The 23735-nt window shown below is 30.8% G+C and carries 16 protein-coding genes; all 16 read left to right on the top strand.

Annotated features, from left to right (window positions below; translation table 11 throughout):
* Positions 1-13 precede the first annotated feature (13 nt).
* Entirely contained in the window at positions 14-1996 is a 1983-nt protein-coding gene (locus BXU10_RS14805) for a RagB/SusD family nutrient uptake outer membrane protein (protein WP_078228109.1), read from the top strand.
* Between the two features lie 357 nt (positions 1997-2353).
* Complete coding sequence (locus BXU10_RS14800) at positions 2354-6883, top strand: glycosyl hydrolase (RefSeq protein ID WP_078228108.1); 4530 nt, start codon at positions 2354-2356, stop codon at positions 6881-6883.
* A gap of 210 nt (positions 6884-7093) precedes the next feature.
* Positions 7094-7951 (top strand): family 16 glycosylhydrolase, encoded by an 858-nt coding sequence (locus tag BXU10_RS14795; protein WP_078228107.1) that lies wholly within the window; start codon positions 7094-7096, stop codon positions 7949-7951.
* A gap of 577 nt (positions 7952-8528) precedes the next feature.
* A complete protein-coding gene (locus BXU10_RS14790) occupies positions 8529-8747 on the top strand; it encodes a class I lanthipeptide (RefSeq protein ID WP_078228106.1) in 219 nt (72 codons plus the stop codon).
* Between the two features lie 77 nt (positions 8748-8824).
* Complete coding sequence (locus BXU10_RS14785; protein WP_078228105.1) at positions 8825-10099, top strand: lanthionine synthetase LanC family protein; 1275 nt, start codon at positions 8825-8827, stop codon at positions 10097-10099.
* Between the two features lie 10 nt (positions 10100-10109).
* Positions 10110-11798: a S41 family peptidase gene (locus BXU10_RS14780; RefSeq protein WP_078228104.1), complete on the top strand. Its 1689-nt coding sequence runs from the start codon at positions 10110-10112 to the stop codon at positions 11796-11798.
* Between the two features lie 3 nt (positions 11799-11801).
* Entirely contained in the window at positions 11802-14000 is a 2199-nt protein-coding gene (locus BXU10_RS14775; RefSeq protein ID WP_078228103.1) for a lantibiotic dehydratase family protein, read from the top strand.
* Between the two features lie 20 nt (positions 14001-14020).
* A complete protein-coding gene (locus tag BXU10_RS14770) occupies positions 14021-14908 on the top strand; it encodes a thiopeptide-type bacteriocin biosynthesis protein (protein WP_078228102.1) in 888 nt (295 codons plus the stop codon).
* A 120-nt stretch (positions 14909-15028) separates the two neighbouring features.
* Entirely contained in the window at positions 15029-17239 is a 2211-nt protein-coding gene (locus BXU10_RS14765) for a peptidase domain-containing ABC transporter (protein WP_078228101.1), read from the top strand.
* Positions 17223-18533: an HlyD family secretion protein gene (locus tag BXU10_RS14760; protein WP_219634124.1), complete on the top strand. Its 1311-nt coding sequence runs from the start codon at positions 17223-17225 to the stop codon at positions 18531-18533. The genes BXU10_RS14765 and BXU10_RS14760 overlap by 17 nt, the downstream gene beginning before the upstream one ends.
* A gap of 29 nt (positions 18534-18562) precedes the next feature.
* Positions 18563-19588 carry a glycosyltransferase family 2 protein gene (locus BXU10_RS14755; protein WP_078228099.1) on the top strand — a complete coding sequence of 342 codons (1026 nt, stop codon included), beginning with the start codon at positions 18563-18565 and terminating at the stop codon, positions 19586-19588.
* Positions 19589-19679: 91 nt separating this feature from the next.
* A complete protein-coding gene (locus tag BXU10_RS14750) occupies positions 19680-20462 on the top strand; it encodes a hypothetical protein (protein WP_123922025.1) in 783 nt (260 codons plus the stop codon).
* Between the two features lie 48 nt (positions 20463-20510).
* Positions 20511-21347, top strand: a complete 837-nt coding sequence (locus BXU10_RS14745; RefSeq protein ID WP_078228097.1) for a hypothetical protein — start codon at positions 20511-20513, stop codon at positions 21345-21347.
* Positions 21348-21407: 60 nt separating this feature from the next.
* Entirely contained in the window at positions 21408-22076 is a 669-nt protein-coding gene (locus BXU10_RS14740) for a DUF707 domain-containing protein (RefSeq protein WP_078228096.1), read from the top strand.
* Positions 22077-22080: 4 nt separating this feature from the next.
* The gene (gene glf / locus BXU10_RS14735) at positions 22081-23181 is read left to right on the top strand and encodes a UDP-galactopyranose mutase (protein WP_078228095.1); all 1101 of its coding nucleotides are present in this window, start codon (positions 22081-22083) and stop codon (positions 23179-23181) included.
* Positions 23182-23294: 113 nt separating this feature from the next.
* The gene (locus BXU10_RS14730) at positions 23295-23612 is read left to right on the top strand and encodes a hypothetical protein (protein WP_078228094.1); all 318 of its coding nucleotides are present in this window, start codon (positions 23295-23297) and stop codon (positions 23610-23612) included.
* The last annotated feature ends 123 nt before the right edge of the window (positions 23613-23735 follow it).

The raw sequence follows: 23735 nt of genomic DNA, 5'->3' as shown, positions 1-23735 counted from the left end.
AAATTACTCAACAATGAAAAAATATATAAAAAATAAAATCTCAGCACTTGTATCTATAGTAGCAGTGACTGCTCTTTTGGTTTCTTGTTCAAAGGATTTTTTGGAGCCGGACCCACTTTCCTTTTACGAGCCTGAAACTACATTTACTACAGAATCCGGTTTGCAGGCAGTTTTGGCAAGTGCTGATAAACAACTCCGTAATAATTATATCCATTTTAGAAGTGCCGGTAATAGTGTGCCTATTGGTACAGAATATGTTTTCTCTGATATGGCAAAATATGGAAAGACGGATAATAGCAGTACAATTTCTGATTTTGCCAATACTATAGTCCCTACCGGAAGTTTTAAAACAGATCCAAATGATGATTTTTACCTTGGATTTTACTGGGGTGAAGCTTATAGTGGTATTAAGCATGCCAATACTATATTGACCTATATTGATAAGGTAACGAGTTTAACTCAGGAAGTTAAGAATAAGTATATCGGTCAGGCCTATTTTCATAGAGCATACCGTTATTTAAATCTGGTATATCAATTTGGAGATGTACCCCTAATTACAAAAATTTTGGAAATTCCTAAGCAAACTTATTATTCGACAAAGAAAGAAGCTATCATTGAAATGATTACAGCTGATATGGAAAAAGCTGTTGAATGGGTTCCGGAACAGTCAAAACTGCCATATTTAGGTGTGGTAAATAAAGGGGCGTGTCGTCAGTTATTGATTAAATGTTATCTGGCATCAGGCAAATTTGCTGAAGCTGAAGCACAGGCCAATATTCTGATCAATCAATCCGGGTATTCTTTAATGCAAAGCAATTTTGGAACTTTTGATCCGGGAGGAAATCCACAAACATGGACGATTACCAGAAATGTTATCTGGGATTTGCACAGACCTGAAAATAAAATCATTGCAGCAAATAAAGAAGCTATCATGATAATGCCCAATGGTGGTGTACAATCATTTTTACCATTTGCTTCCATGAGAATTTTTGGACCTAACTGGAATTCGGGCACACTAACCACACCTGATGGAAAACAGGCAGCAGCTCGTTTTGCCTCAAATAATGCAAATTATCAGGTCAAATACGATTATGCAAGAGCATTGGGGCGTGGTATTGCAACGATTAGTGCTTCCTATTATTCACAGCATCCTATGTGGGTCGTAAACGGTATTGAGGACAAGCAGGATCTTAGACATAATAATACTGTTGGTAACTGGGTCAATATGGAAGATCTTAAATACAGTGATAAAACCTCTGCATACTACCAGCAAAATTTTAGAATGAAACATAATGGTGTTCTGTTATCCAGAGATACCCTTCGTGAATGGTTCGATTTTCCGTTATATAAAATCTACCTGCATGATGTTGTGAATGAAACCAATGCAAATGCGACTGATTTTCAAGGGGCAAGTACCGGAAGTAAGGCGCATTGGTACCTGTATCGTTTAGCCGAAACTTATTTGTTAAGAGCAGAAGCACGTTTTTATCAGGGAAATGTTGGAGGTGCAGCACAGGATGTAAATGCTGTCAGAGCCAGAGCGGGAGCTTCGCAAATGTACACACAGGTAACTATTGGTGATATTTGTGCAGAAAGAGGAAGAGAACTTTATCTGGAAGAATGGAGAAATGTAGAATTAAAACGTATTTCGCATTGTTTAGCCATAAGCGGAAAACCCGATGAATGGGGGCAAACGTACAGTTTAAGCAATTGGGACAAGCAGTCAGGAACAGACAATGCCGGAGGCAGTTACTGGTATCAGCGTATCGTACACTACACACTATATAACAAATATCCAAGCGGAATTGTTGTGCCAAATGGTACTAAATTCTATACTATGGACAAACGTAATAATTACTGGCCTATACCAAACGGTGATATAACAGCTAATATTAAAGGTAAATTAAGTCAGAACTACGGTTATGATGGTTATGACCCTAACATTAAGGTTTGGGATAAATGGCAGGATGCTGTTGCGGATGAAAGTGTATTATAATTCTAAAATGTCAATTTAAATGTACTAATACCACAAAGTTAATTGCTTAAAATTACCACAAAGTTTAAGCTTATCAACAAATCGTACATTGATTAAAAAGATTTAATTTTTTGCCCACCAATTAATAGTTTTTAAGAAGTATTGACCACAAAGGCATTATTTGTAAAAGAATAATGCCGGTGGTCTTTATGAAACTGGATTTGCTTTTTTTGTATAATCCAGCAGTAATTCAGATGGATCCATACATTTTTACCGGTTATTAACTGCAGGAGTTTCTTGGTTTCTGCATCAAATTAATTTGTCACTAACTAAAAAGTAAAACAAAAATTTTAAAACAATTTTTAAATAAGACTTCATATGAAAAAATTATACACCTTTTTATTTTTCGGTCTGTCGGTCTTTTTGTTCCGAATACAGGCACAGGCTCCTAATCTTCCGGTTAAAGTAAATTTGGCTACGACATTAAACGGTTCAAAAACATTTAGTAATAGTGCTGCTCCGGATATACTATCTTTCCCGTTATCCAGTCAGACAGAATTTACGCTGGAAGTAAAGACCAAAATAAATTCAGCTCTGGGCAGGGGATTGGATGTAGAAGTTAAAAATACTTCCGGACTTGGATTCCGGACTTCTTTGGATAAAACTACTTTTAATCATTCCACAGTTTTATCAGCAGTAGAAAGTTTAAGTACTTCTGTTGATAATGCTCAGGAACAGACTTACAGGTACGTGGTAAAAAATAGTCTTGTAAATATTTATCAGGATGGTCATTATTTAACCTCAAAACCATTAGATTTTGTAACTGATATTTCATCAGGACCAATTGTTTACGGATCAGATAACCTGCTTGGCAGATGGGCAGGTGTTGCAGGGAACAATTCGGGTAAACCAAATGATTACGGTTGGGCCAATACTTCGGCAAGTTTACCATGGAACACCGCTAATTCTACCAGTGGTGTAAGATATCTGGATGTAACTTCCGGGCATACATTCGAATCAGATAATACAGCTTACAACGGAAGAATAATGTACATTCGCTGGGATAATAGCGCTTATTCTGCTTCAACCTACAGTTATCCGGTAAAATTAGAGAAAGATCTTAAATATGAGTTTTCATGGATTTATGAATATATATCAAATTCTGCTCCCGGAACTCCTATAAATGTAGCCATATCAGCAGCTGCAAACGGAACCGGAGTTATTGCTTCTAAAACATTTACAACCGGAAATGCCAATAAATTAAGAAGAGGAGACTTGTCTTTTATTTCAAATGCTGATGGTGTTTATTACGTAACTATTACAGCAGGATCCGGACTTATGGCAATTGGGGATTTAAAACTGAAATCTTCAAATTTAATCAATACCTGGGATGGTTTTGTTAATGATAATTCAGGTTCGCCAGCGGCTTATAACTGGACCAACTCATTATCCTCCGCGATTTTCAATACAGCAAATGCGGCCAGCGGAACACGATATATGGATGTAACATCAGGACATGCTTTAGAATCGGATGATTCAAATTATGCAGGAAGATTGCTTTATATTAGATGGGACGGTACGGCTGAAAACTCGGTTTATTCATTTCCGGTACAATTGGAAGCTTCCAGGGATTATCAATTTTCATGGCTGTATGAGTACATTTCAAATTTAGCTCCCGGTTCTCAAATGAGTGTATCTGTTTCTACATCCGCGAATGGTGGCGGGACGGTTATTTCATCAAAAAGTTTTACAACAGGTGCTGTCAATAAATTGAGAAAAGGAGATTTGTCTTTTAAGTCTCAGAGTGCAGGAACCTATTATATCAATATTACAGGCGATAAAGCCCTTTTTGGAATTGGCGATTTAAAAATTCAGACCCAACAACTGGCAAGTATCATTATTGGTAAAAATTATGCAGTTGGTGCAGTTAATATGGAAGTGAGTTCCGTAACTTTTGAAAATGCAGCCTATGCACCCGAAAAAGTTATCAGTCCTTCATTGCAAACTGCTGATATCTCGAGTAGTGTGAATGTTGGAGCTTATGCAAAATCAAAAGTGGTTTTGAATTCTTCGGCTTCTTTGTATTTAAAAAATGCCTACAATCCGTTAATCAATTCAACGATAAACTTAAATTCTGCAAATGCACAGGTGCATTTTGAAAATGTTAAACCATCAGTTGTGATCAGTTCTTATCTGCAATATATATCCGTAAATGGAACTTTGGCCGGTAACGGAACTAATGTTATAGTGTCTAACTATGCAGGAGGTGCTGTTGTAGCTTCTTATACTTCAGATTTAAAACCGTTAGAAGTTTTTACAGCAGAAAATTTCGCAGGCACTTCTCAGCAATATGAAACCGTTACGCCACACGATAATTTAAGTTCATTTGATAACGCGATTAAGTCATTCAAATTGAAAAAAGGCTATATGGCAACTTTTGCTTCAAATGCAGACGGGAGCGGTTACAGCAGGGTTTTTATAGCAGAAAATCAGGATTTGGAAATTCCGGTTCTGCCTGTTAATTTAAACGGAACCATTTCGTTTATCAGAACAATGAAATGGCATGAAGTCAATAAAAAAGGGCTCGCTGGCGGAAGTACAGAGGCGATGGATGCCACCAATATTACTTGGTACTACAACTGGAATACCGGAATGAATTCTACACCCAATATTGAGTATGTACCCATAAGACAGACTAATTTCTGGCCTTCCTTTACTCCAGCTTATACAAAAGAAGGTTATACGCATCTTTTAGGATTTAATGAACCCGATCGTCCTGATCAGTCAAATATGACAGTTGAAGCCGCTATAGCTTCCTGGCCGGCATTAATGAAATCCGGATTGCGATTAGGTTCTCCAGCTACATCTGATCCTTTTAATCCTTGGATGGGGACTTTTATGACGCAGGCTGAGGCTAATAATTACAGAATCGATTACATTGCGATTCACTGTTATTGGTATAAAACTGCAGCACAATGGAAAAGTGATCTTCAAAATGTCTATGACAGATACAAAAGACCGCTTTGGATTACAGAATGGAATATAGGGGCAAACTGGACAGGTAATAATTTTCCTGACGGCCCAACTTTATTAACAGATGCAAATGCAATCAAGCATAAAAATGATCTAGCCGCAATATTAACCGTATTAGAGACCACTGATTATGTTGAGCGCTATTCGATCTATAACTGGGTACAGGATGCAAGAGCAATGTATGTTACAATAGACGATGCTTTTAAAACAAGAAATCCAAACTGGCAAAATTATGTATGGCTTCAAACTGCACCTGTTATTTCAAGTACAGCTACAAGTTATGTGGTATTAACCCCTGCTGGAGAATATTATGCGAATAATACTTCTGCCAAAGCGTACAGCTCAAACAGAGAATATATTTCAACATGGAAAACAAAAGTTGAAACACTGAGTTACCAACTGTCATCCGACTACCAGAATATTACCATAAACTGGACAGGGACTAATAACGATTTAGTAAATAAATATATTCTGGAAAGAAAATTAACCGGCGAAAATGATTTTTCGGTTTTCTATGAATCAACAGATTACAAAGTTACCCAGAAAACTGATTTAGTGCATTCACGAGCAGAATACCGAATCAAAGTAGTGGGTAAAGACAATACAGAATCAGCATATTCGGCTATTATGGTATTTGAGCAGGCTCCAATTGCAGCAACGCCTTCAAATATTGAAGGAAAGGCATTGTCTAAATCCATAATCAATCTAAAATGGACGGCTGTTGCAGGAGCAGAATCGTATACAATTAAAAGATCCGAAACGCTGAATGGTACGTATGAAAATGTCGCGGTTTATCTAAAAGAAACCACTCTGGACGATATTAATTTACAAGAAAACAAAGATTATTTCTATAAACTGGCATCTGTAAATACAGGTGGTGAAAGTCAGTATTCTACACCTTTGAATGTAAAAACAATGGTATTTGCAATTCCGCCAGCCGTTACAAATGCAAGTTTAGCATACGGTAATGCAAAAGTAAATCTGACATGGGATTTCATGTATGATGTTAGTTTTTATGTAAAAAGATCCACTTCATCATCAGGCCCTTTTACAACTATAGCAACTGTTGCAACAAATGCATATAGCGACGTATCAGTTTCAAACGGAACACCGTACTATTATAAAATTGCAGCCTTTAATACTTTAGGCGAAGGCCCTGAATCAAATCTTCTAACCGCAACACCTGCACAGGGACAAAAGATTACGGGCAGCATAATTGGACATACCGGATCGTATCAAAGTAATGGTGCTACAATTGAAAAGGCTTTTGATGAAAACCTGACGACTTATGTTGATGGTCCTACTGCAACAGGTTATGTAGGATATGATTTTGGAACGAATGGAAAAGCAAGTCTGACGGACATCAGATATGTTCCTCGAAATGGTTTTGGCAATCGTATAACCGGAAGTGAAATTCGCGGTTCGAACAGCGAAGATTATCTCAATTCTTATGAAGTTTTGCATATAATAACAAGCACACCGGCAAATGATGTTTTTACACAGGATTCTGGTTTGGCAACTCCAAAATACAGATATATCTATTGGTACACACCAACCGGTTACGGAAATATAGCTGAACTTGAATTTTACGGAAGTGTTGATACGACATTATCGACCAATAAACCGGCTGGGATTTCAGGTAATTTAACCGCTTTTCCAAATCCTACCTCAGGACAGTTCGATATTAGTTTCCCCATAGCTGATGGTGTGCAAAAAATTACAATTTATACTGTAGGCGGAAAATTAATTTCTGAATCGGATTATGAAGTTCAAAACGGTAAAGTTCAACTAAATCTGGAAAATAATAGCTCAGGACTATACTTTGTAAAGCTTCATTCTTATCCGGATAAAGCAATCAGGGTTATCAAAAAATAATGATTAATTAAATCAAAAAATAAAGTTAGTTTGGTTTTATAATGTGTTTTTGTAATGATGGGGGATTTTGAGCGATCCCCCATTTTTATTATTTAAGAGATGATATAGTAAGCTTAACTTAAATAGAATAAAAGACTTTAATAAAGTCATTGCTTTTTAAGACAATATAACTCATCAATCTTTAACGAATTGATTTTAAAATATATAGAAATGAAATTTAGGAGTTGTTTTTTACTAATAATAGGAAGCCTATTGTCATTAAATTTTGCTTTTGTTCAAAATAAAGACAAAGAATTAAATAATGAAAGATATCAATTAGTTTGGAGTGATGAATTTACTGCTGATGGGATTCCGGATGAAAAGAACTGGAATTACGAAACCGGCTTTGTAAGAAATCAGGAAGCCCAGTGGTATCAAAAAGAAAATGCTTTCTGCAAAAACGGTTTCCTGATTATTGAAGCCCTAAAAGAAAACAGATCAAACCCGGATTTTGTTTCTAAAAACCATTCTGACTGGACAAAAAACAGAGATTCTGTAAAAGTTACATCTTCTTGTTTAATAACCCGTGGAAAGCATTCCTGGCAATATGGGCGATTCGAAATGCGGGCTAAAATTCCGGTTACAAAAGGGATTTGGCCGGCCTTTTGGACTTTGGGTGTAGATGGAAACTGGCCTGAGAACGGGGAGATTGATATTATGGAATATTACACCGGAAAAATATTAGCAAATGCATGCTGGAAATCAGATGAATCGAAAACAGTCTGGGACAGTTCGACAAAAATGCTAAGTGATTTTAATGAAAATTGGGTGGACAAATTTCACATCTGGAGAATGGATTGGGATGCCAAATGGATCAGATTATATGTTGATGACCAGTTATTGAATGAAATAAATATTTCAGAATCAATGAAGTATAAAAATCAAAAGATAAAACCTTTTCAGCAGCCACATTATCTACTGGTAAATCTGGCAGTAGGAGGAATGAACGGCGGGGAATTTACAAGCGATAATTTACCATCACAATACATAATAGATTATATCAGGGTTTATCAAAAACAATTAAAATGAAATTAAAATATTCGATACTTATAAGTTTTATATCTTCATTTTTCAGCCAAAGCAATCGATTTACGAAAACAATGAAAAGATAATGACTGAGTATATATTAATGCTTATGGAACGACAAAAAATCAGGTATTCCAATAGCATTTCATTTAACACCAGGAAAAACAGCTTATGCAAAAGCATTAGGAAGAATGATTGATAAATTACCGGCTATTTTTTTACTGATTTACCCCTCAAAATATGTCGCTATGACCCCCTTTTTTTTGACACCAAATCCTACATTTGAAATCTTGCTTGTTTAAATTAATAAGATTTTATCCTTTTAATTTAAATGAAATAGATTTTTTTAATCTTAAATAAAGTCTTTTATCTAGTAATATAGAATTCAAATTACGAGTGTCTTTTCAAGACAATGTATTTTATTAAAAATCAAAAAAATGAGCAAAGTAAAAAAATTATTGTAGTAAAAATAGAAGTCTAAAAACAGATATTTTTAGCATAAAAATACCCTTTTGCGCAATTGGCAGACACAAACCTTGAGTGTCTTTTTATCTTTTCAAGGCAATAAAATTTAATAAAAATGAAAAAATTAAATCTTAAAAAAAAAGTAATTTCTGAGTTAACAGATGAACAAAAATTATCAATTAAGGGAGGTGGAACTACATCTTACTCGGAATGCACTGGTTTTCTTTGTTGTAATTATCATGGCTGTGCTACAGCTTCCGAGGGCCCCCAGAGAAGTTGTAATACAGATCCTGACAAAGAAAGTTGCGAACCGTTTATGGGATATACCCAATAAATTGCTTTGAATATTATACACAATAAAAATGGTAGATTTTTTCTACCATTTTATTGTGTTAAAAAAATTGAAAAAAATTGAAAAAAATTGATACATATACAGAAAAGTTAATTACAAAAGAAATTTCTATTATTTTAAAATTTCTTCTAGATTGGAATAGTATAAAAGAGTATAGAAACTCGAATCATATTGGTCTTCTTTCTGGCTTACCTGGGATAATTCTGGCTTTATTTGAATATTCTAAAATTAGTCCAATTGTTAATGACAAAGAAGTATTAAATGAATACATCCAGAAAACGATTAAAATTCTTGAAAACACAGAAAAATTAACTCCAACTTATTGCGATGGTTTAGCTGGTTATGGTATTTTTCTTTTAAAATTAAAGTCTAATAAATTTATTGACACGTTCAATGAAGAATTAAACAATCAGATTGATGAGATTTTAGAGGAAATTGATGAAGTACTAGAAGAACACATAGATATATACAATGAAAAAGACAATCTAGATATTTTGCATGGTTTACTTGGTATTGGTCTCTATTTCATCGAAAGAGAAAATAAGATTAGAGTTAATGATATTGTCAAAATTTTAAGCACAACATCAACAACAACAAAAGAAGGTTATGTTTATTGGAAAAAATATGACTCTTATGATGTTTTTGATATTGTCCTTGATATGGGAAATGCACATGGTATAGGGTCAAATATTTTCTTTTTATCAAAGGTTTTATCAAAAAAAAATATTTTAACAGAGGACTTAACAATAATAGTTAATGATTTGATAGATAATTCAATAAAGTTTTATCTTAATAATACACAAATAATTACAAAAGAAATTTACAGTTATTACCCATTTAAAATACTAGCCGTCGATTTTGAACAGCATACCTTAACCGCAGAAAATTCAAGATTAGGTTGGTGTTATGGCGATTTAGGAGTTTTATACACCTTATTGATGGCTTCTATACTACTAGAAAAAAAAATATTTGAAAAAGTAATTTTAGAAAAATTAGTTTTTGTAGCCAGTCGTACCCTTAAAAGAGAAAAACATAGTATTGATGCTGGCTTTTGTCATGGCACTTGCGGTATAGCCATTTTATTTTTAAATATATATAATATTTCAAATAATGAAGTATTTTGGGATGCAGCAAATTATTGGTTAAAAGAAACACTCAATAAAAAAATTGAAATACAATCAAATGAGTATGTTTATTATGGCTTCGCAATTCCAAATTCTACAGAAAAAAATATTTCTATACTTGAAGGACTTACCGGAGTCCTTATCTGTTATCATAAATTTTTATATTCAGAAGCACAGATTTCTGAAGAGTTGTTAATGATCAAATATTAAAAAGAACTTCATGAACAAAAAAAATATTTTCGCAATTACGCTTTGCTTTTGTTTTATTATGCAAATGTTTTCTCAAGAAAAGCAAGTTATTACCAGTATTGAAAAATACAAACAATTTGGTTTGGTATGGGGGCTTCTAAAGTACCATCATTCTGAAGTAAGCAAAGGAAATTACAATTGGGACGAAATTTTCGTTGAAAATATTGACAAACTAGACGCAGCAGTAAAGACACAAACAAATCTTGATTCTTTTTTATTAAATTTTGTTGTATCAGTCAAAGAAAGTAAAATAAAGACCGAGACAAATACGAATAATCTATTCACAAAAAATTTTGATTATAACTGGATAGAACAGTATTCGGACAATAAAGAACTTTATACCAAGTTAAAAAAATTAGAAAACAATACAAGTATAGGTTACTACTACACTTCAAAAAGTGGAATCCCGACTTTCGAAAATGAGAAAGGATTTATAGCATTTGATTCTAAAATTAAAAGCCATAGGCTATTAGAGTTATTCAGTTTTTGGAACGTCATCCAATATTATTATGTAAATAAATATTTGATGGATAAAAACTGGTTTGGTCAGTTAGATTATTTTATTGGTAACTTCGTAAACTGTAATTCTAAATTAGAATATGAGTTAGCAAAGAACAACTTAATTGTATCACTTAATGATTCACATTCTATTTCTTTATCAAAAACAGTATCCGATTCTCTATTTAAATATAGAGCTCCAATCGGAATAAAGAATATTAATGACACTTTAGTTGTTACAAGGATTTTTAATAAAAATTTAGCAAAAAAAGATGATTTGAAATTGGGGGATTTGATTGTTGAAATTAATGACCTAGACATTAAAACACTTCAAAAGCAAAAGATACAATCAAAATTTTCTTCTTCGAATGATACTTATTCAAAAGGGTTTTCTGGGTGGTTGCTGCGTAATAAAGAAGATAGTGTTAAAGTTAGAATTAAAAGAAACGATTCTGTTATTACAAAATATATTTATCTCTATAAAACCTTTGAAAATAAAGATTACTCTTCGCTTCCATTATTTTCTTATAAAAAAGAATGGCAACTTATTGATTATAATATTGGCTATATAAATTTAAAAACAATTTCTAAAGAGGATATCAAAAATGCTTTTGAAGCATTTTCTAACACGGATGGGATTATAATAGATTTAAGAAATTATCCAAAAAATATTAGAGGGTCAGATATTACAAAATACACCTATCCAGACAGGAAAGAATTTATTAAAGTTCTATCGCCATTAAAAGATAGACCATCATTAGCAGGCTTTGGTAAGCCTTCGATTAGCCTTATAATAGATCCTTTTAAAAACGGAGGTAAAAATTCAAAATACTATAATAAAAAGATTATTTTATTAGTAGATCAAACCACTCAAAGTATGGCAGAGTTTGTAGGAATGGCTATTCAAGCATCTCCTAATTGTATAACAGTAGGTGAAAACACAGCTGGTTCTGTAATGAATATTGCCATTTTTAAACTACCTGATGGTACAGAATTTCGATTCACTACTATGGGTGCGTTTTATCCCGATGGAACTGGAGTACAAAGAAAAGGATTGAAAATAGATCACTATGTTAACCAAACCACGTCAAATTTTACTGAGGATCAATATATTCTTAAAGGAATTGAATTGATAAAATCTACAAAAAACAAAGAAAACTAATTTATGTACAAAATTTTTGACACATACGTATTACGTACCCCCCTTTTAACAATAGATTTTTTTTTTAAACTCACAAAAGAAAATAAGGTTACTGATGAGCAATTAAAACATATTTTTTTAGATTCAACAATCAAAGAAGCCATTTTCCTGGCGTCACCAGTTTTTTATAAAGAGGTTGAAAAATGGTCAACAGGTCAAAATTTAGATGAAAAAGGAGAAATTCGAAACTCATTTTTAAAATATTTGTCTAGAATATGTTCCAGACCCACTCCATTTGGTTTGTTTTCAGGATGTTCTACTGGTCATTTTTTGAACGAAAGTAGAATTGAGAGGGAGAATTCATTAAATAAGAGACATACTAGACTTGATATGGATCTAACGGGACTACTAATAAAGTATTTGAAAGAAATTCCTTCAATCAAGGAACAATTAAATTTCTTTCCCAATAATAGTCTTTTTGAATTGGGCAATTTTTTACGTTTTATCGAATCTAAATATAATGATAACGTTACTTTAGTCCAAAAAATGATTGAAGTTGAATCGTCAGATTATCTTAAAAAAATTATTCAATTTTGTGGTGAAGGTAAAAGTATATCTCAAATTTCCAATCTACTTGTCAGTAATGATATTGAATTTGATGATGCTAGAGAATTTATAATAGAGTTAATTGATAGTCAAATCTTAGTAAGTGAATTAGAACAGACCGTTTCCGGTATGGAAAATTTTGATCATATAGTATCTGTTTTGAAGAGGATCGATAATAAAAGTTCATTAATTGAGAATCTAACATTAATAAAATTAAAATTAGCTGAATTGGATAATGATGATCCAAACAGCGTAGATGCGTATTTAGAAATAATAGAGCTACTTAAAGAATTTAATATTGCATTTAATGAAAAATATGTTTTTCAAACGGATCTAATTATTGGACATAATCATAATACATTAAATGGAGATCTTGTAAATAACATCTATGAAGGTCTAACTTTAATCAATAAGATTTCATCTACAAAAAACAACAATACAAATTTATCAGACTTTAAAAAAGCTTTTTATGAAAGGTATGAAACCAAAGAGATTTCTTTAGCCTTAGCACTTGATAACGAAATTGGTTTGGGTTATCCAATTAATTCAGGAAAAGGAGATCCAAATCCATTCATTGATGATATAATGTTCAATAATTCTGACAGCAAAGAAACAAGTGCTAAATTGTCACAAATTGATGTCCTTTTATTTAATAAAATAATTGAAGCAGAAAAAAGTGATAGTAAAGTTATTGAAATTCGAGAAGATGAAATAAAAATATTAGAATCTAATTGGCTAAACTTACCTGATACTTTTTCTACAATTGCACAAATTGCAGTTATAGAAAATCAAACCATGATTCATTTGAGTGCGTTTTCAGGCAGTAGTGCTGGAAATTTATTTGGCAGATTTTGCCATGGAGATTTAAATCTAAATAAATTTGTTGAGGAAATAGTAGCTATTGAGAATAATTTGAATCCTAATACAATTTTGGCTGAAATTGTTCATTTACCTGAAGATCGGATAGGAAATGTTTTAATGCGTCCTTCTTTACGAAATTATGAAATACCTTTTTTATCTAGATCTACTAAATCTTACGAAGAGCAAATTCCAATTAGTGACCTACTGATTTCTATCAAAAATAATCGTATTTTTTTAAGATCTAAAAAATTAAATAAAGAAATATGTCCAAGACTTACTACAGCGCATAACTATAAGCTAAGTAATCTTTCTATTTACCGTTTTTTATGTGATATGCAGTCAGTCGATAAAAGAAAATCATTAACATTTGAATGGAATGCAATGATTTCAAGTTCTTTAACTTTTTTTCCTAGAGTCATTTACAAAAATATTATCCTATCCACTTCAAAATGGAAAATTACATCTGATAAAATAAAAAGAATATTAGATATTAAAGATGACCTGAAGCTTTTTGAAAAATTTGTCGAGTTTTCTAATAAATATAATATTCCAAAATTAGTTTATCTAGTCGAGGGAGATAATAAACTATTAATTAATATTGATAATCTCTCTAGCATCAAGATGTTGTTGAGCCTAATTAAAAATAAAAGTTTTTTCTTTTTGGAAGAATTTCTTTTTTCAGATGATACAATTTGTACAGATCCTAAAGGAAAAGGTTTTGTTAATGAGTTTGTTTTTTCATTTTACAAAAATTAATACAATTAAAATATCGAATAATGGATGGAAATAGTAAAAGGGATTTTATTTTAGGAGATGAATGGTTCTATTTTAAAATTTATACTGGTGTTAAAACTGCAGATAGTTTATTGGTTGATTATTTTGTACCAATGATTAATATTTGGAAGGAGAATAATTATATAAACAAATGGTTTTTTATTAGATATTATGATCCTGAATTTCATTTACGTATCAGAGTTTATTTGACAGATCAAAAAAACATCCTCCCTATTATCCAGGATTTAAGTTCATTATCAAAAACATTAATGGAACAAAACCTGATTTGGAAATTACAAACAGATACGTATAGCAGGGAATTAGAAAGATATGGTACAGATTATATAGAGGATATTGAAAATATTTTTTATCATGATAGTGAAATGATTGTAAAAATATTAGATTATACTGAAAACACAAAAGTTAAAAATGTTCAATGGTTAGCAGGTCTTTACAGTTTAGATAGTTTGCTTAATGTATTTAAGATTCCTATAGAAAGAAAGAAATATCTAATGGAAAAATTTGTGTCAGCATTTAGAAAAGAAATGAATTATGACACTAATTTAAAACGCCAGTTAAGTCTGAAATATCGAAAAAACAAAAATGAAATAAATTCTTTTCTATCAAAAAAGACAGACCATAATGAATTGATCTCTTTCGTAACTATGAGAGACCAAAAAATAGAACAATCAATAGCTAAAATAATCAAGGAAGGATCAAATATTGAAAATATAGACGAACTTATATTTAGTATTTCACATATGAGTTTTAATAGATTATACAGAACTAAAGGTAGAGAAAACGAATTTGTTAGTTATCACTTACTTTTATATTACTATGAATCTAAAATAGCTCAAATGAAATATAAAGAAGTAGTAATGGAATTATGATTAATTTTTATCAAATAAAAATGCAAACTACTTTTTATAATTAGTCTCACTTTTTTGTTTGAAACCAATGAATTTGACAAAACTTATAATATTTTTTAAATCCTAAATGTAATTCATATATTGAAAAAAGATTTTCCCTTTTATATACAACCCGACTCTAAAGATTGCGGTCCAACTTGTTTACGCATTATAGCAAAACATTATGGTAAATTAATCTCTTTGCAAGATATTCGGGATTTATCAGAAACCACCAGAGAGGGTAGTAATTTATTCAAGTTAAGTGATGCCGCTGAAGCCATTGGTTTTAAATCCTTAGGTGTTAAATTAGATTTTGATACACTTACAGAGGCTTCTTTTCCTTTAATTGCTCATTGGAATAAAGCCCATTTTGTAGTAGTCTATAAAATTAAAAAAGATATAGTATATGTTTCTGACCCTTCATATGGTCTTATTTCATATACTAAACAGGAGTTTATTACTTGTTGGATAGGTAATAATGCTACAAAGGATACAAAGGAAGGAATTGCTCTATTATTAGAAATTACTCCAAGGTTTAAACAAATAAACTGGAATGAAACCGATAAAAAATCGTTTCGTTTCCTTTTTCAATATTTATTTAAATACAAAAGTTTAATTCTACAGCTTGTTATTGGTTTGATAGTTGGTAGTATACTGCAACTTATTTTTCCTTTTATAACTCAAAGTATTGTGGATATTGGTATACAAAATCAGGACATTCATTTTATTTATATAGTACTGATTGCTCAGGTAATGTTGTTCCTTGGGCAAACAAGTGTTGGTTTTTTTAGAAGTTGGATTTTATTGCATTTAAGTACCCGCATTAATATTTCATTAGTCTCTGATTTTTTTATAAAATTAATGAATTTGCCTATATCTTATTTTGATACCAGAATGACGGGTGATATTATGCAGCGGATTAATGACCACAGCCGTATAGAAACCTTACTTACAGGTTCTACATTAAATACCCTGTTTTCTATGGTCAATTTATTTGTTTTTGGAGCAGTACTAATTTATTACAGTTTATCTATCTTTTTCATATTTGCTGTTGGCAGTATCATTTATGTGCTTTGGATTTTATTTTTTTTAAAACGCCGTAAAGAATTAGATTACAGACGTTTTTCTCAATTGAGTCAGGAACAAAGTACCGTTATTGAACTTATTAATGGGATGCAGGAAATAAAATTGCACAATGCCGAAAAGCAAAAACGATGGAAATGGGAATACGTACAGGCACGATTATTTAAAGTATCCATGCAAAGTTTATCCTTACAGCAAACACAAGCAGTTGGCGCGTCATTTATTAATCAAATAAAAAATATTTTAATCACATTTACCTCTGCGCTTTTAGTGATTGATGGATCTATTACTTTAGGGATGATGCTTTCCGTTCAGTATATTATTGGTCAGTTAAATAGTCCTATTGAGCAATTAGTTGGTTTTATTCAGGCGGCTCAAGACGCTAAGATAAGTTTAGAACGGTTAGGAGAAATTCACAATAAAGAAGACGAAGAAGGAAAAGAAAAACATTTAATATCTAATATAAAAACCGGTCAGGATATAGAGATTCAGGATGTAAAATTTAGGTATTTAGGGAGTAATAAAAATACAATAAAAGGGATAAACATAAAAATCCCTGCTAATAAAATAACAGCTATTGTAGGTGCTAGCGGTAGTGGTAAAACTACTCTAATGAAAATACTTTTAAAGTTCTACGATATTGAAAAAGGAACTATTTTATTTGGCGAACATTATTTAAGCTCGATATCTCATAAAAGCTGGCGGGCCAATTGTGGTGTAGTAATGCAGGAAGGTTATGTGTTTAATGATACTATAGCTTACAATATTGCAGTGGGAGATGAAAGCATAGATCAGGAACGCTTAATACTAGCAACAAAAGTAGCGAATATTTATGATTTCATTCAATCCTTACCCCTTGGTTTTAACACTAAAATAGGTAATGAAGGAGTTGGGGTAAGCACGGGGCAAAAACAACGTCTATTTATAGCCAGAGCAGTTTATAAAAATCCGGATATATTATTTTTTGACGAAGCAACATCTGCTTTAGATGCTAAAAATGAGCGAATTATTATGGAAAATTTAAATCATTTTTTTAAAGACAGAACTGTTGTAATCATTGCACATCGTTTAAGTACAGTCAAAAATGCAGATCAAATAGTGGTTATAGACGATGGTAAAGTAAAAGAATCCGGTAAGCATAATGAATTATTAGATAAACAAGGAGTTTACTATAGTTTAGTGAAAAATCAATTGGAGTTAGAAAAATTAAGTAATGATAGCTATGCCTAAAAATCAAAAAGAAGATAACTTAAATTTAAGATCCGAGGAAGTTCAGGAAATTTTGTCAAATCCACCAATCTGGATTATCAGGTGGGGTATTACACTTGTTTTTATGTTTGTTTGCATCATAGTTTGCCTGTCTTTTATTATCAAATATCCGGATTTTGTAACAGCTAAAATATTAGTAACAACTAACCAACCTACTGAAAAAGTGACATCAAGGTATTCAGGACAATTAGATAAAATTTTCATTAAAAACAGGGATACTGTTAAAAAAGGCCAAAAATTAGCCATTATAAAAAATACAGGGAATTTCAGGGATGTTTATTTATTGAAAAATATTATTGATACACTTCCATTTGAGATAAACAGCTTTCGCTTTCCATTTAACAAAACTTCTCATCTTACATTAGGAGATATTAATAATGCCTATGTGAATTTTGAAAAAAGTTACACCGATTATTTTTTATTAAAAAATTTAGATCCCTATACAAATCAATTAGGTGATAATAAAATATCCCTTCAGGAATTAAAAAATCAGTTAGGAAATCAAATTGCTCAAAAACGGTTGCAAGAACGCGAATTTAAGTTAAAACAAATAGATTTTGAAAGAGATAAACATTTATTTGAAAAAGGTATTATTTCGCAAAGAGATTATGAATTAAAGGAATTAGAGTTTATACAAATTCAAAAAAACATTAGTTCGATGGCAATTTCTATTTCACAGATTACAGAAAATATTTCTTCTGCTAACCATACACTAATAAGTACTAAAATTAATGAACAGGAAGACAGTACCAGATTATTAAAAAATTTGAAACAATCGTATGATTTACTTAAAGAAGCAATTAGAAATTGGGAATACAACTATGCGTTGATATCTTCGATAAATGGTGTTATTAGCTTTCAAGATTTTTGGGGTGCAAATCAATTTGTAAATGTTGGGAATGTAGTTTTTACAATTCTACCAATAAGTACCTCCAATTTAGTTGGGAAGCTCGTGATACCTGCTCAAAACGCTGGAAAAGTAAGTGTTGGACAAAAAGTATTTGTCAAATTAGATAATTATCCATATCAGCAATATGGAATGCTTATTGGTAAAGTCACAAATTTTTCTATATCTCCTGATACGGAAGGGAATTATACAGTTTTTATTACCCTTCCAAAAGGGACAAAAACATCCTACAATAAAAGTTTAAAATTTACCCAGGAATTACTAGGAAACGCTGAAATTGTTACTGAAAATCTAAGTGTAGCGGAACGCATATTCTACAAATTCAGAGAGGTACTTACCTACAATTAATTTTTATTTAAAAGCTTTAATTATAAATCATGATTGCAAAAAAAAAACATAAAATATCTTTTTGTACGGTGTGTATGAATCGTTTAAGTTTTCTAAAAGAAACTTTACCAAAAAACATTAAAGATAATTTAGATTATGGAAATGTAGAATTTATTGTGCTTAATTATAATTCAACAGACGAGTTAGATAAATGGATAAATACAGAAATGTCTCAATATATAAAGCAAGGTGTCTTAAAATACATAAAAACGAGTGAACCCGAATATTTTTTAATGAGTCATTCAAAGAATGTTGTTTCAAAACAAGCCACTGGAGACATAGTGTGTAATGTAGATGCTGACAATTTTATAGGGGAAGGATTTGCTAATTTTATTAATGAGTCTTTTTTAAAAGGTGAAAATATATATTTATCAGTAGATAAAGGTACACAAAGAGATTGTTGTGGCAGGATATGTTTAAAGAAAGATGATTTTGAAACATTACGAGGATATGATGAAAATATGAAAGGTTATGGTTTTGAAGATTTTGACTTAAGAAATCGTCTTGAATTGTTAGGAAGAAAAGTAGTGCTGTTTCCTGAAAAATTTCTAAACGCTTTACCTCATAGTGATGTTGAACGCCTTAAAAACGAGTATAATAACATAGAAATAAAACATATATATATGAAACATAAAACACCATCAATTACTGAGTTAGTTTACTGCTTTAGTAATAACGAGGTGTATGCTGGTTCTATTGTTGAAAAATCAACTTTAAATTCAGAATCTACTGAAAATATATTTATTACAAAAAAAAGTTTTGAATATAATATTATTTTGCTTGATGATAGTTGGAAATTTGGACAATTCATTTCCAATGATAAAATTATTTTCAAAGAAGGAGATATTTCAATTGCTAATAATTCAGAGTATTTTGAAGTATTGAATGAGGCATTTTGCTCATCATTAATAATGCTTTTTTCTCAAATGAGTAACCGCATAAAAATGAATAAAAATTTGACCCATAAAAGAATAACTGTTAATGAAGAATCTTATGGAGACGCTCACTTCGAATAAAAAGATAAAATTCAAATCGAATAATAACTCAAATGTTATTCAGAATGAAGATACAATAAATGTATGTATTTCTATTTTTTACGATAAATTAATGTGGGATATTTTAGTAGTAGACGCTATATTTCCTTTTATTTCGCAAAATAAAAATTTGCCGTTTTATTTTTATTTAAACGAGCTAAGAGGATATAATATAAGATTAGTGTTTGTAGTACAAAAAGAAAATGCTCTCGAAATTGCAAAGTCAATAGATAGCTATTTTAAAGAGTTTCTTGCTAAAAATCCTTCAGAATTAAAAATCGTAAAAGAAGAAAACTTTCGAAGTTTTATGAATTTCAAAAATAACTCTATTCATTATGGATTATTTGAAAATGATTCTGATTCTTGGCAAGGTTTCAATATTGGATTAACGGATTTATTATTTTCTGCTTTTACTGAATATAAGGATGAATTTCATTTATCAATAAATGAAATAATGTTTCAGATTATTACAATTTTTTTTAATGCAATAAAGATTTCTGACAATGACATATTAAAAATAATTAAAAGGCTGTTAGAAATCGAACATTCCCAATATGATTTAAATATGCCACGAGAAATCACAGATTTAAACGAACAATATTTCTTAGAGAACAAAGATGTTTTACTACCCTATTTAAAGGAATATAGAAATATTAAAGTAGATTATTATGAAGAAAAATGGGAAATGGAATGGCACAATTTTGTCTATACTTTTTTTAATGAAAATTTTACTTTAGAAAATAACGCTATTGAAATTAATACTGCTCTAAATAAAATAATAGAAGTATTTAGTGTAAAAAACAAAATTAGCCTCTATCATTTATTGATAAACGCAATAGAAAAATATAATGTTTAAAAAATAGTTGGTCACAGAAACTTTTAACGAAATAAAACTAAGAATCTGATGGAATTTTTTAAAGACAATTCTAAAGTGAATGAATGTAATAATTTGAAATCAGCTTTATTACTATTAACAAACAAAACTAATAAAGTGATATATCAAAAATATGAATCCCTTAGTAAAGTTAGTAATCACCATAAAGCTTATCTTTTATTTCATAGTAATCATAATGATGAAAATGTAGAATTTAAAAAAAATATAAGAATATTTCCTTTCACAAATGATATTCTTGCAGATATTGGTTATAAGGCTATTGGGGAAGATTTATTGCCGGGTAATAATCATTTTCCATTACTGCAGTTCTTTCTGGAAAATCCCGGATATAATTTTTACTGGTTAATTGAAGATGATGTGCATTATAACGGAAATTGGCAAGATTTTTTTGCTTTTTTTTTAAAATTTAATTCTGCAGATTTTATAAGTTCTCACATGAATGATTTCAATGAAAATCCCAATTGGTATTGGTGGAATACATTATTTCATCAAAAAAAAATAATTCTTTCAGAAAATAAAGTGCGGTCCTTTAATCCAATATACCGTCTCTCAAATAAAGCATTAGAGTATTTACACAATCAATTAAAAAATGGATGGCAGGGGCATCATGAAGTGCTTATTCCAACTTTGCTAAAACACGGAGGTTTTAATATACAGGATTTTGGAGGTTTAGGCCCGTACGTGCCTGAAAATTGCAAAAACCGATTTTATAAAAGAATTGATATTAATCAGTCTAATGAATTATTTGGCAATTCTATGAGGTTTAAACCCAATATATTTGATCAGGAAATAACAGAAAGTCTCTTATATCATCCGGCAAAATTTTCAGAAGAAAAAAACATTTGAATTTGATCTTAGAATCCTGAAAATTTAAAATTTTTATTCAAAAATTAAAACGAATCAATCATGAATTTAACAAAAAAGAAGCACAAGAATAAAAAACATTGTATAATAGCAACTGTTGGGGCTTCAAGTTTACATAAACAGTGGATCAAAGGTGAGAATGCATTTGACCTCCACTTAATAGTTTATGATGACTCGTATGAATTGTTTAAATTAGATACTCCTTTTATTACTGTTGGTACGGGAAATAAATTTAAATTAATTTACAATTATTTAAAAAATAATGAAAGATTAATTGATCAATACGATTTTTTTTATATGCCAGATGATGATATAGCAATAGATCAGAATAATATACAAAAGTTGTTTGATTTTATGGAAAATTATGAGTTAGATTTAGCCCAGCCAGCTATAGCTAATTCATATTTTTCTCACCCACATACTTTCCGAAAAGCAAACTCAATTATCCGTTTTACAAATTTTGTTGAAATCATGCAGCCCTGTTTTTCAAGAGATGCGCTAAGAAAAGTGTTGCACACATTTAATGAATCAAAAAGTGGTTGGGGGTTAGATTTTCACTGGGGTATAATTGTTAATTATACTGAATTTAATATGGCTATAATTGATGACATCTATTCTTTACATACCAGACCAGTACAATCTAGCAATCATCAAGAGATGCTGGATTACATGAAGAAATATAATTTAAGTTTTAAAATATATAGTACTTAAAAAGATGAAAAAATATGATTTTTTAATTGTAGGGTCAGGGCTATATGGTGCAGTATTTGCACGTGAAATGACAAACCTCGGAAAAAAATGTCTTGTTATTGATAAAAGATTACATGCAGGAGGGAATATCTATTGTGAAAATATAAAAGGAATTAATGTTCATAAATATGGTCCTCATATATTTCATACCAATGATAAAAATATATGGGACTATGTCAATTCATTTGTAAAGTTTAAAGATTTTACATATTCACCATTGGCCAATTATAAAGATACATTATATAATTTACCATTTAACATGAATACTTTTTATCAACTCTGGAATATTAAAAATCCTGTAGAAGTAGAAGAGAAGATTAAAAATCAAGTTAAGGAAGCCGGGTTTATTCGACCAAAAAATTTAGAAGAACAAGCCATCAGTATGGTTGGGAAAGATATATACGAAATATTAATAAAAGGATATACAGAGAAACAATGGGGACGTAAAGCTATAGATCTTCCAACATTTATTATTAAACGACTGCCCGTAAGGTTTACTTATGATAATAATTATTTTAATGATAAATATCAAGGAATTCCTATTGGTGGATATAACAAACTAATTGAAGGACTTTTAAAAGATATTGAAGTTAAAATTGGAGTAGACTTTTTTGAAAATCGTAATGAGCTTACTAAATTAGCTACACGTATAGTTTATACGGGTAAAATAGATGAATTTTATGATTATAAATATGGACATTTAGAATATAGAAGCCTGCGCTTTGAACATGAGTTCATGAGTATTCCAAACTATCAGGGTGTTTCGGTTGTAAATTACACGGAAAAAAATATTCCTTATACTCGAATTATAGAACATAAACATTTTGAATTCAGTAAATTATCAGGAACTATTGTTACTAAAGAATTCCCACAAGAGTGGAAACCTGGAACTGAAGCATACTATCCTATTAATGATGATTATAATAATAAAATACTTAAGAAGTATAATGAGTTAATAAAAAAAGAAAATAATGTAATTTTTGGAGGACGGTTAGCCGAATATAAATATTATGATATGCATCAAGTTATTGCGTCAGCTTTGGTAAAAATAAATATGTTTAAGTAATATTAGTGGAAGAGTAAAAGGGCAGATGTCGCGGGACTTGACGGTGTATATGGGATGAGAAAGCCTATCTTATCCATTCTTCTGAGGAAAATCTGACGCTTCATATTTCTGAATTGACAGACGATTATTTAGATTTTACAGAAAAATGGACCCGAATGGCGTCAACTGGTCATAACGAAACACCGGTAATTTTAAAAAAAGACGTAATTTATTATATGATAACTTCAGGCTGTACAGGCTGGGAACCAAATGAAGCACGTTCTTTTAAATCGAATTCGATTTGGGGACTGTGGGAAACTTTAGGAAACCCATGTATTGGTAAAGATACAAAGCTTACTTTTCATTCACAAAGCACATATATTTTTCCTGTTCAAGGTAAAAAAGATCAGTTTATTTTCATGGCAGACCGTTGGAAACCGGAATCCTATTGATGGGACATATGTGTGGCTTCCTGTAATAATTAGGGATGAAAAGCCTGTTTTAAAATGGTTTGGTGAATGAAATCTAAACGTATTTTCAGAAAATTAATGACAAAAATTATTGATTTGATAGTC

It is taken from the genome of Flavobacterium sp. LM4, assembly GCF_002017935.1.
GTDB lineage: Bacteria > Bacteroidota > Bacteroidia > Flavobacteriales > Flavobacteriaceae > Flavobacterium > Flavobacterium chungangense.
This window is presented reverse-complemented; position numbering and strand designations above follow the sequence as displayed.